Annotated in this window: 7 protein-coding genes; 3 read left to right on the forward strand and 4 right to left on the reverse strand. The window is 60.9% G+C overall.

The features are described 5' to 3' along the window. Nucleotides 1-53 precede the first annotated feature (53 nt). The 3 genes from ISP18_RS05650 to ISP18_RS05660 all read left to right on the forward strand — a co-directional run bounded on the left by ISP18_RS05650 (nt 54) and on the right by ISP18_RS05660 (nt 4,906). Nucleotides 54-1,520: a DHA2 family efflux MFS transporter permease subunit gene (locus ISP18_RS05650; protein ID WP_380007845.1), complete on the forward strand. Its 1,467-nt coding sequence runs from the start codon at nt 54-56 to the stop codon at nt 1,518-1,520. Between the two features lie 387 nt (nt 1,521-1,907). Further along, nucleotides 1,908-4,106 carry a hypothetical protein gene (locus ISP18_RS05655; RefSeq protein ID WP_380007848.1) on the forward strand — a complete coding sequence of 733 codons (2,199 nt, stop codon included), beginning with the start codon at nt 1,908-1,910 and terminating at the stop codon, nt 4,104-4,106. 38 nt (nt 4,107-4,144) lie between these two features. Next, complete coding sequence (locus ISP18_RS05660; protein WP_380007851.1) at nt 4,145-4,906, forward strand: FkbM family methyltransferase; 762 nt, start codon at nt 4,145-4,147, stop codon at nt 4,904-4,906. A 94-nt stretch (nt 4,907-5,000) separates the two neighbouring features. Here the strand turns inward: ISP18_RS05660 and ISP18_RS05665 are convergent, their stop codons facing one another. From ISP18_RS05665 to ISP18_RS05680, 4 genes are all read right to left on the reverse strand, one after another. Then, entirely contained in the window at nt 5,001-8,780 is a 3,780-nt protein-coding gene (locus ISP18_RS05665; RefSeq protein ID WP_380007854.1) for a translocation/assembly module TamB domain-containing protein, read from the reverse strand. Between the two features lie 7 nt (nt 8,781-8,787). Beyond that, the gene (locus ISP18_RS05670) at nt 8,788-10,551 is read right to left on the reverse strand and encodes an autotransporter assembly complex protein TamA (RefSeq protein WP_380007857.1); all 1,764 of its coding nucleotides are present in this window, start codon (nt 10,549-10,551) and stop codon (nt 8,788-8,790) included. A 190-nt stretch (nt 10,552-10,741) separates the two neighbouring features. Beyond that, on the reverse strand, nt 10,742-13,369 hold the full coding sequence (locus ISP18_RS05675) for a glycosyltransferase family 2 protein (protein ID WP_380007860.1): 2,628 nt from the start codon (nt 13,367-13,369) through the stop codon (nt 10,742-10,744). Nucleotides 13,370-13,667: 298 nt separating this feature from the next. Next, the gene (locus tag ISP18_RS05680) at nt 13,668-14,138 is read right to left on the reverse strand and encodes a Dps family protein (protein WP_380007863.1); all 471 of its coding nucleotides are present in this window, start codon (nt 14,136-14,138) and stop codon (nt 13,668-13,670) included. Nucleotides 14,139-14,219 lie beyond the last annotated feature (81 nt).

Raw genomic sequence — 14,219 nt, forward strand, 5'->3', positions numbered from 1 at the left:
CTGGTTCGTTCGTTTTCACACAGCAAACCCTTGCGATTCAAGGACACTCAATCATGCATCACGCGTCAGAACGACAGCCCGCTCACATTTCGATGCATCCAGACCGCCGCTGGATGGCGTTGGTCGTGCTCTGCCTGGGCGTGCTGATGATCGTGCTGGATACCACCATCGTTAACGTGGCTTTGCCGTCGATCAAAGTGGACCTGAAGTTCGCCGACATCACGCTTGCCTGGGTGGTGAACGCGTATCTGCTCACGTATGGCGGCTTTCTGCTGCTGGGCGGCAGGCTGGGCGATCTGTATGGGCATCGACGTTTGTTTCTGATCGGCATCGGCGCATTCACGCTGGCTTCGCTTGCTTGCGGCCTTTCTTCTACGCAGATGGCGCTGGTGGTAGCGCGCGCCATACAAGGGCTTGGCGGCGCTGTGGTGACGGCGGTGGCGCTGTCGCTGATCATGGATTTGTTCACGGACCCGCAGGATCGCGCCAAGGCGATGGGTGTGTACGGTTTCGTGTGCGCCGGCGGTGGCAGCATCGGCGCGATGCTTGGCGGCTTGTTGACCAGTAGCCTGAGCTGGCACTGGGTATTTCTCGTGAATCTTCCCATCGGCATCGGCGTGGTGGTGGCTTCGCTGCGCTTATTGCCGGCGGCGTCGGGAACCTCTGCATCGAAGCATCTGGATGTGTGGGGTGCAGTCACCGTGACCAGCGCGCTGATGCTGGCGGTGTACGCCATCGTCAACGGCAACCATGTTGGTTGGTTGTCGCCGCGAACACTGGGGCAATTGGCGATCGCGCTGGTCTTGCTGATGGTCTTCTTATGGCTGGAAGCGCGCGTGCATGTGCCGCTGATGCCTCTGCGACTGTTCCGTCTGCGCAATCTGGTGGTGTCCAACATTGTCGGCGTGTTGTGGGCGGCGGCGATGTTCGCCTGGTTTTTCCTATCTGCGTTGTATATGCAACTCGTGCTTGGTTATGGGCCGATGGAAGTGGGTCTCGCGTTCTTGCCTGCCAACCTGATCATGGCGGTGTTTTCGCTAGGGCTCTCGGCCAAATTGGTGATGCGATTCGGCATCCGCCGACCGCTGGTGGTCGGTCTCGCGCTGGCGGCGTGCGGCTTGCTGTTTTTTTCGCATGCATCCGAACACGGTCATTTTCTGACCGATATCCTGCCTGGTATGGTGTTGCTCGGCGTGGGCGCGGGCGTCGCTTTCAATCCGGTATTGCTGGCGGCGATGAGCGATGTAGGACCTTCGGAATCGGGCCTGGCGTCGGGTGTCGTGAATACCGCGTTCATGATGGGCGGTTCGCTGGGGCTGGCTGTGTTGGCAAGTCTGGCCGCGGCGCGCACACAGGTCGTCGCAGCAGCAAGTGGTACGCAGACATTGGCGTTGACCTCGGGTTATCAGCTGGCTTTCTTGGTGGGCGCCTGTTTCGCGATACTTGGTGCGCTGGCCGGCGCGGTGTTTTTGCGTACGTCGCAGGCGTCAACAGGTGAGCAAGCTGCCGCCATGCATTGAGTGACCTCGTTGTAGAACATGCGCGAAGCGGATGACTTTCGCGCATTCAACATCTCTTGATGTCGCCAACGAAAGGCCTGCGCAACAGGTACTTTCGTATTTCTCCTATCCCTTCGTCTGCCTCTTCACGAAACAATCCTACTGTCGAACGGCCCGAAGCAACGCAGTGACGTCTGCTTCGGGCGACACGGCTTGCGTAGCCGGTTTCGGGCGGGAGTGAACGAGCGGGGCGGCGATCTGCACGATGGGATTTCGTATGTCACGCCATGGAAGGCATGCATGTCTTCCAGCATCCGTTAGTACCCGCACGCCGGTGAATGAAGCGGCGCAGTCAGTCTGCCTGCGCCACGATGATTCGTAACCAAGTGGGGCTTCCCGGGAACGGCGATGATGACTTCGGAAAACAATGCAAAACGCATGTTGACCAAGGCCGCCGCCTTTCCGTTTTGCGCTGGGCGTGCGGTCAATCGGGATATGCGCCGTGTCGGTGCGTTGATGCTGATGTGTATGGGCCTGGTTGCGTGCAGTTATCGCGCGTCGGATAAGACAGCGCTGCAAGCACGAACGACTGCTTCCGAAAGTGTTGCGATAGCGGTGGGCGAGTCGAACGCGAATGCGTCAATTGCACATAAAGAAACGCAGGATGCGCAGAAGGCCGCCACATTTTCACTGACGGAGATGGTGCAAGACCGTGCGAAGCCTGCCGCACCCATAGCAGATGCAACTTCCAGCGATGGCAGCAAAAGGCGCCTTGTGCCATCCACCGAGCGTGTCGTAGGTGATGCTTCGGTTTTTCTGTCCGCGGATGGTGCGCCGGCATCCGATGATGATCATGTAGACAAGAGCGATGCTTCGGCGCCCTCCACTCCAATTGCTAAAGCGATTGCTTCTGACGAAAGCGACGCATCTGCTTTTCCGTGGGCATGGCTTCTTGCGATCTCCGCCTTGATCGCCGGCGGCGGCGTAGGTTTCGGCCTGGCTCGTTATCGTCAGCGGCGTATGACGGTAGGTCGTGAAATAGCGGACTCTGATGATAAGGCATGGGAGCAAAAAGACGTTCAAGCCGCACCTTCAACTGTGCTGGAACACGACGTATCGGTGACGCCAGAGCCCGTAGCGCTCACAGTCGATGGCGACGCGCTGTCTGTGACGGCAGATGCTGCAACCGGACCGATACCGTTTTCGTTGCTGGAATGGTCCTATCAGCCGGCCGAATACGAAGGCCGCGAACATTGGGACGTGCTCTCGCCAGTCGACTTCCTTCCCGTGTCGCTGTCTGCGCAGGAAGCAAGCGATTCGTCGCTGGCTGCCGCTGCGGAAGTCGCGGAAGAAGTGCACTTCCACGAGCAAAGTGAAGATCTGCCCATACCGACGCTCGCGCTCAGCGATCACCCGCTGTCCCAGCTGTTCGATCAGTTGGAAAGCTTCGCGCTGCACGAATCCAGCGATATTCCCGGGTTGCTGATCGAGCGCGGTAGCGATTTGCCAGAGGTGATCTGCACGACCGGCGAATCGGCGCCGAGCGAAGTGCTGCAAGCATGGGAAAGTACGTTGCGGCAGGCCCTACCCGATGCGCAAGAACTGATGTTGCCGTGGCTGCTGGTCAGTACGCTGCTGCTGCGTGCCGATGACGTAAACAACCGCGACGCCGAAGCGCTCTACGCGGAAGCCGAGGAATGGATCGAACTGAGCATGACCGCCGACCACGAGCGGAGTGCAACGTGGCAGGCGCGGGGTATCGATATCGACCTGCGCCGGGCCAAGCGACAGAAGGGCGCCGCACGTCTTCTGTCGCTGCGTGCCATGCAATCGCAGTACGCGCCGCAGCTTGCACAAGGCGAGCCGCCGCTGCTGTTCGCCTGGGTCGACGTGCTGATGTTCTGGGCGCAATGCCAGTTCGGCGACGCCGCACTCGCGCGATATGCCGAGGCAGAGGCGATCTGCCTGCGCTTGAGTGAACTGCCGACCAGCACCGACGCCGCTCAGCGGTGCCGTGCCGAGATTCTTCGCCAGCGCGCGACGATTGAGGAAGGCGGCGCGCGCTTGAACAGCCTGGATACCGCACAGGCTTTGGTTGATGCGCTATACGAACGCGTACCAAACGCAGACAACGCACTGGCGATTGCCATTACGGCGCTGGCCCGCGGCAACGTATTGCCGCCCGAACAAGCGAAGGAAGTCTATTCGTACGCCTTGATGTACGCGTTCATGGCCGAAGGCGAACCACGTTTGCGTACGGAAAGCCTGCAATGCCGGCTGGCTGTGCAATGGGCGTACGAGAGCCTGCCGGGCACAGGTGTGCAAAGCAATGTCGCCATGAACCTGGTCGCGCGGCTGGAAGCCTTGCATGTGCAGCATCCGGACACCTTGCAACGCATGGCGCAGACCTATCTGCGCAGCTCTGACTTTGCCCACGCCTGCGAGCTTTGCGAAAGCGCCTGGCGCAGCGGCCACGCAACGCCTGCGCTGCTCGCCACCTGGCAGGAAGCCTGCCTGCAGTGGGAGACGGTTTCTACTCTGCCGGAGCAGCTTGTGGTCCGGCAGCAGACGATGCGGCAGCTCAGCATCGCAAGCGCCATGCGCTAGTTCCAATTCTTATTTCATCACTTACGAGAGGCTTCATCATGAACACGCAAAAGAAAAAAACCGAGTCGCCATCGCGCCTGTGGACAACGCGCTACGGCATGATGGCGTCCATCGCGCCGAAGGGTCCGGTGGCACGCTCGCTGCAGCGCTATGGCGAGTGGGCCGAGCAGGAACTCAACCTGCTTAGCGGATTAATCCAGGACGGACAAAGCGTGCTGGAGTTCGGCGGCGAATACGGTGCGCACACGCTTTGGTTCGCGCAGGCTGTGGGTGAAGAAGGTGCGGTGCATGTCGCCGAGCCGCGACGTCTGCCGTTTCAACAGCTTTGCGCGAATGTCGCCATCAATCAGCTAACCAATGTGTACACGCATTCGCGCTGGCTGGGTCGCGCTGTTGCGCAGGTGCCGCTGTCCTCGCTCCCCGGAAGCGTATTGTCGGATGGTGAGCAGGATGAAACGGTCACCACCGCCACGATCGACAGCTTGGAACTGGACAGCTTGCATATGCTCAAGATCAACGTGCCAGGTAGCTTGATCGACTTGCTGCTGGGTGCGGCTGAAACCATCCGCAAGCACCGGCCGATCCTCTATTACCGTCTTTCCGGCATCGAGCAGGTGGAAGCGGAAGTGCAGGCTATCAAGGATCTTGGCTACCGCTGCTGGTCGCACACGCCGTACCTGTACAACGCTGACAACCACGCAGGCGAGAGCGCCAACATCTTCCCAGGCTGCGTACAGCAGAACGTGATCGCGTCGCCGGTAGAAAGCCGCTTCGAACTCGAGCAGCGGTACGAGCTGTAAAACGTTGCGTATGTGTAGGCTGGGATGCTAATCCCAGCTTTCTCGAGGTTTGACGGATGCCGGGATTGTCATCCCAGCCTACCGGCTACGGGGTTTATTTCTCGATACGGTAGTTAACGCTGGCGCGATTGAAGTCAGTAGCGTTCTGCGCCTCGAAACTCCAGCGCCGGCTCAGGCGATAACGCAAAGTGATCACCTGGCCCGGCTCGAACAAACCGATGCCATAGCTCAGATAAAGTCGCGGCGAAAGGTATTTGCCGACGGTGAAGGCGGAGCTGCCGTTCAAGGCATCGCTGCTGCTCACGCCGATATCCTCGATGCCGAGTTTGCTACCGATGCTCTTCGCCAGCAGGTTGCCGGTAGCCGAACCGAGCGCCTGCGCTGCGGCGTTCACCATGTTGCTTTCGCCGCCACTGCTCACCTGCGACAGCGGCTTGCCGGTAATCAGATAGGAAAGCGCGTCCGATTGATCCATCACCGGGTTGGAGAACACCGTGAGTACGGGCCGCTGCGCGGTGCCGGTGATCTGCAAACCTACTTGTTGGCCTTCGCTGACGGTGGCGTTGGGTTGCAGGCTGCGGATCGCCTTGATGTTGAGGCCGGGATTGTCGATCGGCGTGCTGGCGAACAGTAGCTGACCTTGCTGGATCTGCAGGTTCTGGCCGTAAGCCTTGTACGTACCGTTGACGGTGATTTGCCCCTGGCCGGTGGTAGCGCGGCCTGGGCGTTCGTCCACGGTGAGCACGCCGCTCAGCCGTCCATCCAACCCCATCCCGACCAGATGCGCACGCGAGCCGAGATCGACCTTGATGGACGCATTGATCGGCGTGGAGCCGCTGCCGGCGGCCGGTTGCGGTTCGTCCACCACTACTACGTCGGACGATGCCTTGTTGACGCCGCTGCCTGGCAGCTTGTCGAGATTCACGTCGGCGCTATCCAATCGCACCGAACCGGTGGCCTGGATGCCCTGCGCGTCGTGGCGCACGAGCAGATCCGGCGTCAGCGCGACCTTCGCCGCCGGAATATCGATAACAGTGACTTCGTTGCCTTTCAGCGTGATAGCGGTGGGCGTTTGTGCATCGAGCCCAGCCGTGCCGTTGATAGCAAGCGTGCCTTTGCCCGATTGCACGCTGCCATCGATGCGCAATTGTTTGGCGTCGGTAGTGTTTGCGACTAGCCGGCCGTCGGTGAGTTTCAAGCCCGCATCGGGCACTTCCGCCGCAAAGCCGTCGATGCCGGCCTGACCGGTAACAGCTGGTTCCGTCAGCGTGCCACCAAGGCGGAAGTCCCCGTTGATGCGGCCTTTCACATTGGCCAGCTCATCTGTGAACAGGCTGATGAAGGCGAGGTCGTCCAGGTGTAGGCCGACTTGGCCGCTGAGTGCCTGTTGCGATCCCGTGACGGCGATCTGGCCGTCCAGACGTCCATTGCCGTTGAGGGCGGCATGCACGGTGGCCTGCTGATTGTCAGGCGCCAGATTGGCATTCAGCGCAAGATCCTTGTAGGTGAGCAGCGGTTGATCGGGATGTTCGTTGTACGTGATGCGTCCTTGTGGCGAAGTAATTGAGGCGTTGCCAGTAAACACGCCTGCGGTGGTGCGATGGATTTTTCCGTCGCCTTCCAGCATGCCGTCGGCGCTTACCGGCATGTCACTGACCCCGGCAGCGTTGACGACCAGCGCCAGCGGCACGTCGCGCAGGCGGTAGCCAGCGTCTAGGTTGCCGACCTTGTCCAATTTCCCAGTGATACATAGCAAGGGCTCGCCCGCGGTAAGGCATAGATCGCCAACACTCGCGTTGCCGTCGTTCCAGCCCAGTTGCGTCGCTTGCTGCAGATGCCAGCGTGGTAGACCTTGCATATCCAGCGTGGCCGAGGAAAGCGTGCCGTTCCAGTTCTGTGCTTTCAGCGAGCCGTTGAGTGCGAGCGACACGGAGAGTGGCTGGCCTTGTGCATCGAGTGCGAGCTGATGTTGCGCCGATGTGCCTTGGCTGTTGAGTCGGATCTGCTTGAAAGCCAGTCCGCCCAGATCGGCGCCTGTGGCGTCGAGTTCCAGCTTGCCGCCCGGATGGCTGATGTCTGGTATGTCGGCTTGCAGACGCAGACTTTGGAGGGTCTGCTTGTCCCATGCCAGCGATATGCCTTGCAGCGTGCCGTTGACGGCCAGCGCCGGATAGTTGCCATGCACGCGAAATTGGCCGTTCAACGCGCCGCTGCCCTGCGGTAGCCAATCGTTTAATGAAGCGATCGCCAGGGTGATGTTTGCATCGTTGCTGCTGCCTGGTTGCGCGAGTAGTTTGCTGCTGCTGCTGCCTGAGGCGAGTTCCAACGTGCCGTCCACCACGTGATTGGGCGACAGATGCAGTCGTCCCGTACCGCGCAGGTGACGCTGGCGCAATTGTCCTTCCAGCTTGCGCAGATCGAGCGTGACGTCGGGCTTGTTCTTGGTGAGCTTTCCTTGCGTGCCGAAATCAGCATCGAGCGAACCTTGCCAGCCTGCGAAGAGCAGACCCGGGTCGAACTTATTGGCCGTTGCCTGCAGTTGCCAGGCGAGATCGGGCTGAAGTGTCAGCGTACCGTTCGCAGTGAAATTGCCTTGCGGTTGCAGCAGGCTCAGCGTATGCAACTGGATCTGCTGCGGCGTGCCGTCCAGATTCAAGGCGAGCTTGGCCGGCTTGCCGGGCGGCCCGATCGTCACGTCACCTTCGGCGTGATAGGCATTCGCGCTGCCCTTGGCGGCCAGATGGCCCTGGCTGTCGAGCACCTGTCCGACGAGATCGGCCGGCAGTTCCGCGTTCTTCCAGTCGATGGCAAGGTCGGCGCTTAGCGGATGCGCATCGAGATTCACCGTACCGGCAGCATTCACCTGACCTTTCAACTGCGGCGAGGCGAGCTGCAATTGCTGCAAGGTGAGCGTCTTGAAGTCCTTGTCGAGACTCGCTTGCAAGGGCTGCAGAAGCAGTTGGTATTGGTTGAGATCGATCCTGCCGGCAAGCGTTCCACCCTGACGATCGCCGTTGCCTTGCAGGCTCACACCCAGCTTCGTGAGGGAGCTGCTGCCGAGCAGCGGCTTGGGATCGAATGCAGGCGCGTCGAGTTTGGCAGTCCACGCGTTGTTCGTGCGTTGATCCATGTCGAGCTGCAGATGCGCAGTCATCGGCTGCGCAAGGTCTAGCTTCAACTGCACGTTGCGGCCATCGCTCTGCGCGTTGAGCGTACCGGCATAGTCGACGTCATCTACTTTCCACACGATCTCTGCGTGCCCCTTGCCGCGATAGCGCCGGCCCATACCAAGCTGTCCGCTGAGATCGACATGGCCATCCGGCGCACGCAGCGCCAAGGTGTTCACCTCGACGCCGCTGTTTGTCCAACGGCCGGAGAGATCGAGCTGGTCGGAAGCGAACAACCGCTTGCCTTGCTCGGCGATCGTCACGGGGCCGACGTGCACGCGATCCAGCGTCATCTCGATCGGCGGTTGCAGTGAGAAGGTGCTGGAAGAAGAGGATTCCTGCGACGCCGGCAGCGCCACATCCCCGCGTTCTACACGAAGATCGATAACGTGCAGGCGCTTGTAGAGCAGGGAGGCGAGGTTCCACTCCAGGTGCGTGCGAGTGATGGCGACCTTGGTGCCTTTGCCATCGTCGTAGCGCAACAGCGCGATATCGATCGGACCGATGAGCCGTCCTTCCGCTTGCTGCGCTTGCAGTGCTCCATGCGTAAGGCTTTGCGCTTGCGCCAAGGCAAAGCGCAGGCCTGCACCAGTGCAAAGCAGCCAGCCGAGGCCGCTGGCCAGGAGGATGATGAAAACAAGCACACCGATAGCGATGGCGCGAAGCCAACGACGGCGAGGACGGGCAGGGGGCGGTGTCGTGTTCATCGCTTCCTCACAGATCCGGCCCGATCACCAGGTGCAGTTCCACCCCGCGATGTTGCGCATCGTTGATGGGCGTGCCTAGGTCCACGCGAATCAGGCCGACTGGCGAGCGCCAGCGTACACCGACGCCCGTGCCGATCTTGGGATGAACGTTGGTACCGTCGAAGGCGTTGCCGGCATCGACGAAGGTGGCGATGCCCCAGCGCGGCGTGAAGTAGTGCTCTACCGTGGCGCTGGCGATCATCAGGCTGTTGCCGCCGATCACGCGGCCGTAGCTGTTCTGTGGGCCGACCGCTTGGAAGGTATAGCCGCGAATCGACTGGTCGCCGCCGGCGAAGAAGCGCAGTTGTGGGGGCAGGGCGCTGAAGTCACTGGTCCATACATGACCGAGGCTGCCGCGCAGGATCAGTCTGTCGCGCCGCGTGAACGCGCGGATCCATTTGGCATCTGCAGTGATTTCGCTGAAGCGGGCGGTAGAAAACAGATCGCCCGCGGTACTGCGCGCGTCGAAGCTCAGCGACCAGCCGCGGCGGACGAAGTCGAGGTTGTCCGCCACTTTACGGCTCAGCGAACCTTCCGCGTAGATCAGCGTGCTGCGACCATGCTCCACGCCGGGCGTGCTTTCCGGTTCGTCCGGGCGCTTGCCCACGCTGAAGGTGCCGGTCAACGCATGCATGCCTACCGTGCGCACCCATTCATGCCAGAGCTCGCTCTCGTTAACCACCAGTTCCAAGGTGCGCGACTGCGAGGTGACGGTATTCGCGTCGCGGTAGTTGGCGCCGAAGTTGAGGCTGCGCTGGTTCTCGCCTGGCAGCGGAATGCTGTATTGGCTGGACACCGTCTTCAGCCGTTGCGCCAGCACGATGTCGTTCTTCCACTTGTGCCCGTAGCGATTCACCCAGCGATATTCCACGCCGCCGCGTATGCCCACGCCGGTATCCGTGCCCACGAACAGGCCGCTGGTGTAGATCCTTCGCTTTGCCGGCGCCAGTTGTACCTTGATGTCGACCACGCCGTCTTTCGCCTGGTCGGTTTCGGGTATCACGTTCACGGCGGAAAAATAGTCGGCGCCGTTCAATGCCTGCTGCAAACTGAGCAACTGGTTCTGGTCGAAATAATCACCGGGCTTGAATGGAACGTAGCGATCGAGAAACGCCGGTTGGAACTGCGAACCTTCGAAATGCACGTGCCCGTAGCGGTAACGCCGTCCCACGTTCCAGGCCAAGTGGATGGCTGCGCTGCGTTCGCCGCGATTCACCTCGACACGATGCACGGTCAGGCGCGCATCGAGATAGCCGTTGGCCGTCAACGCATTGTTCAAGGCGTCGCGCGCGGCATCATAGGCGGCATCGTCCAGGCGCTGGCCTTTGAGTTTGTCGATGCCACGGCGTGCGGTACGGATCGGCTTCAGTGCGGCAGCATCAGGATCGAGCTGGATGTCCACCGACGTGACCTTGACCGGCTCGCCGGGAACCACGTGCAAGGTGATATGCCAATCCTTGCCGACCTGTTCGAGCTTGCCGGTGGCGTGTGCGTCGTAATAGCCGTATGGCCTCAACGCAGTGCCGACTTCGGTGTCGGCACGTTCGTAGAGACGGCGCACCTGCGCTTCACTTACGTCGCGCGCGGCGTATTGGGAAATACTCACACCCGCAACGACGGCGGCTTTGAGCGGATCGTCCACGCCATCCACGACGAGCTGTACCCCGGCGCGGCTAAGCGCGGGAACAAGCAGCAGCGGGAGCAGGTATAGGCAGCGGCGAATCCGGCGCATGCGTTAGGGTTCCATCCTCGGCGGGGCATCGCAAGTGAAGCTTAGCGATGCCGGTGTGCACCGTGCATTAAGGGTGTTCCTATTTTGCGGTGCGATGCGTGCCGTTGTTGTACATAGGCTGGGGCCCAAACCCCAGCACTGCCATGCACGCACACATCGCGATGCTGGGGCTTGCGCCCCAGCCTACAAGTCAACCCGCCTTATCGCCGGACCGGTGCGCAATCCATGCACCGATCAGCGCTGAAACGTACGGAATCGACTGTGCGGTCAGGATGAACATCCACAGCTGCCCTTCGGTGAAGTGCGCGGCCGAGCTCTTCGCCATGCCGATTACGCATAGCGCCAGCGCCAGGAACATCAGCATTTCCTCGCGCACCGGCGTGAAGGCGGCGAAATTGCTGCCGCCCAGTCGACGGCTCTTGGCGGTGACCACGAACGAGGTCTTCTCGCGCGTAAGGCCATGCAGGATGCCGCGCGCGATGGCGTGGCTCAGGCTCATGCTAGCGAGCGAGGCCATGATGGTGTCGTACCACCCGCAGGGCACACGTGCGCGATAAAGCACGACGCCGAAGATCGCCTTGGCGAAGAAGAAGCCAATGACAGGAATCAGGAACAACTGCATCGGCAGGCTGAATATCTGCGGCAGGCCCACCATGCCAGCGGTCCAGAAGATCGCCATCAGCGTGAAGATCAGGTGCAATGCGTCGGCGAACCAGCTGAACCAGCCGGTGAGGAAGTGGAAGCGTTGGCCGCCGCTGAGCGGGCCCTTTTTGGTCATCCAGTTCCAGCGGCCTTTCAGGATCTGCATCGCGCCGAAGGCCCAGCGGTAGCGCTGGCTCTTGTACGCCTTGAAATCGGCAGGAGTGAGGCCCTTGCCCATCAGCTCGTCGACATAGACCAGCTCATAGCCGGCATGCATCAGGCGCAGCCCTAGCTCGGCATCTTCACAGATGGTCCACTCCGACCAGCCGCCGGTGCCTTCCAGCGCCGAGCGGCGCACCATCGTCATAGTGCCGTGCTGGATGATGGCGTTGCGCTCGTTGCGATGGTGCATGCCGATGCGGAAGAAGCCGTCGTACTCCCACGCGGTCATGCGGCGGAAGCGGTTGTGCTCGAAGTCGCGATGCGCCTGCGGACATTGCACCACGGCCACCTTCGGATCGTGGAAGTAACCGGCGAGTGACTTCAGCCAGTCAGCACGGACCACGTAGTCCGCGTCGATGACAGCCACCACGTCGGCGCGTGGACTGGTTTCCTTCAAGCCGAAGTTCAGTGCGCCGGCCTTGAAGCCCGGCCATGGTTCCAGATGGAAGAAGCGGAAGTGCGGACCCAGCTTCTCGCAGTATTCCTGCACCGGTTTCCAGATCGCCGGATCCTTGGTGTTGTTGTCGATCACCAGCACTTCGAAGTTTTCATACTCAAGCGCGGCGAGCGAATCGAGCGTGATGATCACCATCTCCGGCGGTTCGTTGTAGCAGGCCAGGTGGATGGAGACGAACGGCTGCTTCTCAGGCGGATCGGGCGGCAGCAAATTGGCGTGGCGGATCCATGTACGCCGCCATAGCACTTCGGCGAATTCGAAGCCGTTGATCAGCATAATGGCGAGGATCGCCACCTGCGCGGGGAACAGCAGCACCAGCATGCTCCAGTCCACCCAGCTCAGGTAGAAATTGAACGGCAGCGTCACCGACCACACGATCAGCCCGCAGGCGAGCTGGATCAGCACGTCGAAGAACAGCCGGCCCATCAACTTGAAGCGGCTGAAGCGCACGCTGAACCAGATCATCGGCAGCAGCGCCAGCAGGCTTGCGGCCAGTGCTTTCCACGGCCAGCCAGTGTCTTCGGTAACCGGCCCAATGAAGGGGAACTTTGGCTGGCGATCAGCATTGAACACGCCCCAGTAGGAACCGGTGCGTCCTTCGCCCAGACCTTCCTTCCATGGCTGGTCGAAGGCTTCAAACAAGTAGTAGTCGACGTTGTTGTGCTTGGCCCAGATCAGCCACTGGCGATCGAAGATAGCTTCGTTGGAGATAGACGGATAGGCGCGTTCGCGGCGGTCACCGTTGGAGGGCCAGCCCACTTCGCCCACTACTATGTGCTTGTTGGGGAATCGCTCCTTGATTTGCAGATAGGCGGCTTCGGCCTGTCGGACGGCGCCCTGGTCCTCGCCCAGGATTTGCTCGGGAGTCACGGCCACGCCGTTCCAAAACGGGAACAGGTGGATGGTGATGTAATCCACGTGATCGGCCAGTTCCGGATACTTCAGCCAGATGTAGTCCGGCTCGGCGATCGACACCGGCTGGCGGATATGCGCCCGCGCCCGATCGAGATAGGTGATCATTTTGTCGACGGGCAGGTCGTTGCGGAACAGCACCTCGTTGCCTACCAGCACGCGCTCGATGGTGTCCGGATAGCGCCGCGACATGGCGATCAGCGCCTCCAGCTCCTTCTCGTTGTTGTCCAGGCGGGTGTCGATCTGCGCGCTGGCCATCACCTTCAGCCCCTCTTTCTGGGCCAGGCGGTATACCTGCGGATTCTCCTGCATGGAGTAAGTGCGGATACGGCCGGTGTACTGGCGCAGCAGCTTCAGGTCGCCGTCGATCTCGTCATCGCTGGGGAAACTCTGCGTGAACGGATTCTGGTAGCGCTGGAACAGCGACACCGCGAAGCCGTTGATCTGTCCGTGCCAGTCCTCCGGACCGTGCGGGCGGTTGCCCCACCACCACAGGCCGATGTTCAACGCAGCGACCACGAGTGCCAGCAGAATGGCAGTGATGATCGATAGCCCGGATTTGGGTTGGGTGGATCTGGCGCTCAAGAAAGTCCCCGTAAGTCACCTCTTACGAGGCGCGTGAATCTCGTGGAGCTTAACCAATTCGCGGCGGGGGGCTCAATAAATTGCGGATGGAGCGGTCAGCGCGAGGTCAGGGCTTGGCGCCATCTCCCCTCCAAGGTCGTAAAAAACTCACGCTCGTCATTCCAGCGAAAGCTGGGATCCAGCGACTTTCTTGCCCATCAAGACACTGGACCCCAGCTTTCGCTGGGGTGACCGGTGTAAGGCAAATTTTTCACAACCTCTCCGGGGGAGGGCTGGGGTGAGGGACAAGGCTTCGCCATCACTTCAACAGCGACCGCAGCATCCACGCCGTCTTCTCATGCGCCTTCAGGCGCCCGGTCGCCATGTCCACGGTGCCTTCATCGCCGGCTGCATCGGCCACCTTGATCACCTCGCGCGCCGTAGCGGCGGCGATCTCGTGGCCCGTCACGAGCTGGTTCACCATCTCTTTCCAATCCGGCACGCTGGGCTCTTCCTTGATGGTGGTGAGCTTGCCGAACTGGCTGTAGGAGCCTGGTGCGAACACATCCAGCGTGCGAATGCGCTCGGCCACTTCGTCAGCGGCCAGCCAAAGTTCGTTGTATTGCGTCTCGAACATGGTGTGCAGGCTGTTGAAGTGCGGGCCGGTCACGTTCCAGTGGAAGCTGTGGGTTTTCAAGTACAGCGAATAGGTATCGGCCAGCAGCTTGGAAAGCTGCTTGGCGACGGCTTCACGATCCTTCTTGGCGATGCCGATGCTGGTAGTAGCCATGATGCGTTCCTCATCAGGTAAGTCTGGGCCATGAGCTTAGCCAGGCCCGCGCGCTAGCGGAAATGGATAATGCGGATGCTG

It is taken from the genome of Dyella humi (genome assembly GCF_044904605.1).
Taxonomy (GTDB): domain Bacteria; phylum Pseudomonadota; class Gammaproteobacteria; order Xanthomonadales; family Rhodanobacteraceae; genus Dyella_B; species Dyella_B humi.